Raw genomic sequence first — 2,412 nt, 5'->3', positions numbered from 1 at the left:
CGGCGCTCGCCGCCGCTTCGCCCGGCGAGGACGCCGATAGCCCGGCACCACGTTCGCCGGGCATGAAGTACACGCACTACGCGCCGCGAGGCCGCTTGAGCGTAGTGCAAGGCCCGTCATCCGCTGAGGTGACGGGCTGGATTCGCACTGCGCTGGCGGAGGCATCCGCGCGCGGGGAGCGCACGGCGGTGCTCGCGTTCGACGAGCATGCCGCCGGCTATGCCGGAGAGCGCGTTTACGCGCTGGGCAAGCTGGACGCACTCCATGAGGCGGCGCAGCGCCTGTACGGCGTGCTGCGCCGCTGCGACGAGGAAGGCGTCACCTACATCTTGGCGGAAGCTTGTCCGCCGAAAGGGCTGGGAGACGCTGTTATGAACCGCCTGCTCAAAGCAGCAGGCCATCGGGTCGTCCGTCTCTAGGACGACGCGGACACTATCCAAATATTCCCCAAACATTTCCTATACATGCAGTCCCCACGTTTGCATGGATTGACCTTTTCAGCATAGTTGGCCCCTCTCCTTCCTGGTACAAGCACGGTTAACCGTATGCTTGTACTGTTTTGCCTCTTGTCCGCATAACGTTAACAAGAGCGGACGGATATTGGGGGGATGGAGTATGCTGGAAGCCTCTGCCCATGTCGGGCAGATTGTAACGATTCTGGTCATGGCTGTAGCGCTGGGGATGGATGCGTTATCGTTAGGCGTGGGGATCGGCATGAAGGGGATACGCCTGCGAGACGTGCTGCGGATCAGCACGGTCATTGGCTTTTTTCACATACTGATGCCATTGCTGGGTATGTTCACAGGCCATTATATGAGTTCTTTACTGGGTTATGTGACGACCTATTTTGCAGGGGGATTGCTTATCCTTTTGGGCGGGCATATGGTGTATAATTCCTTCAAGGGTGACGGGGTACAGGTGCTGGACCATCGTTCGCCCCTGGGGCTTTTACTATTTTCGCTTGGGGTGAGCGTCGACTCCTTTTCTGTCGGGGTATCACTGGGCATGTTCCAGAGTGATCTGGTGCTGACCGTTCTGACGTTTGGCTTTTGCGGGGGAGCGATGGCGATGCTGGGACTGCTGTTAGGCCGCAAGGTCAGCCGCAATCTGGGAGACTATGGAGAAGCAGTGGGCGGTGCTATTTTACTGGCGTTCGGCTTTATGTTTATGTTTTGATTTTGGGGCAGACAGTGTAAAATAAATACAGGATTTTAGTAATCCTCTGTTTATATATTTTTTTAACATACGGGGGTGAAGACGTTGAAACATATCTTATTCGTATGCACAGGGAACACCTGTCGCAGTCCAATGGCTGAAGGGATGCTGCGCAAGCTGTCTGCTGAGCACGGGCTAGGGCTGGAAGTACGCTCGGCGGGAGTAGCTGCGATGGAAGGCACGCCCATTTCCCGACATGCAGAGGCAGTGCTACGTGACCACAATGTCTCGGATCAAATCACCTCAACTCCTTTGAACGGTGGGCTTGCCGAGTGGGCACATCTGATTTTAACCTTGACCCAAGGGCATAAGCAGCACGTCATTCAGCGCTTTCCCCAAACGGTGGGCAAAGTATTTACGCTCAAGGAATATGTGGAGGACCGGGATTCGGTGCTGAATGATGTACAGGAGCTGGATGGTCTGTACGCTTCGCAACAACTGATGGGTTCATTGGGGCAGGAGCTTTCGGCACGGGAGCGTGAGCGGATGATTGAACTGCGTCAACGTATTCCGGGTTTTGATATTTCCGATCCGTTCGGCGGGTCGCGTGAAGATTACGATGTCACGGCTGCGGAAATCCGAACGGCGCTGCACAAGCTGGTGGACAAGCTAAAGGCCTTGTCCGAATAAAGTTTGTATCACTCATCTATTTTGTACGGGATCTGTTGATTTTCGGCTGTTAATCCGTTAAGATAAGGTGGAAAAACAAGAATCCGGTGTAACTGGCGACAAAAGTGGGGTTAACCACGATGGAGCACCGGATATACGGCCGGTCGCCTGGGCAAAAGAGCAAATCCACATAGGCTGTGGACTGCTCTTTTTTCGTATATGAGCTAGGTCCGGCCTCCAGTGGCCTTCCATCCGGACAAATGGCTATTATTCTTCCGCATACTGTTACTTCGGGTATCCAAACCGAAAGGGTCCTTTAAGCGGTTTTTCCATATTTCCTGCTCGAAATCCCATTCATCGGCTATAATATAGTCAGATTGTGATATCAGGAGAGAGTGTGTTGAACATGGGGCATAAGCCTGTGCCCAGTCTCTGTGGGGCTGTTCAACCAAAGGAGGTTCCAATGGTAGGACAATTGGATCATGAGGTTACACTTGAGGCACAGACCGCTTCTGTCGTGAAGGAAATCGCAGAAGCAGCCAGTCTCAAGGCTGGTCGCTTGTTGGTTATCGGCGTAAGCACCAGTGA

At 53.8% G+C, this 2,412-nt stretch carries 3 protein-coding genes and 1 riboswitch; all 3 genes read left to right on the top strand.

Annotated elements, in window-relative coordinates; genetic code table 11:
• A partial coding sequence (locus L696_RS0117270) for a Sua5 family C-terminal domain-containing protein (protein ID WP_025684756.1) occupies positions 1-419 on the top strand: 419 nt, incomplete at its 5' end.
• Between the two features lie 196 nt (positions 420-615).
• Complete coding sequence (locus tag L696_RS0117265; protein WP_025684755.1) at positions 616-1,176, top strand: manganese efflux pump MntP; 561 nt, start codon at positions 616-618, stop codon at positions 1,174-1,176.
• A gap of 84 nt (positions 1,177-1,260) precedes the next feature.
• Positions 1,261-1,845: a low molecular weight protein arginine phosphatase gene (locus tag L696_RS0117260; protein WP_025684754.1), complete on the top strand. Its 585-nt coding sequence runs from the start codon at positions 1,261-1,263 to the stop codon at positions 1,843-1,845.
• A 78-nt stretch (positions 1,846-1,923) separates the two neighbouring features.
• Positions 1,924-2,005, top strand: a riboswitch (ZMP/ZTP riboswitch).
• Positions 2,006-2,412: the final 407 nt, after the last annotated feature.

The organism is Paenibacillus maysiensis (assembly GCF_000520815.1).
Classification (GTDB): domain Bacteria; phylum Bacillota; class Bacilli; order Paenibacillales; family Paenibacillaceae; genus Paenibacillus; species Paenibacillus maysiensis.
This window is presented reverse-complemented; position numbering and strand designations above follow the sequence as displayed.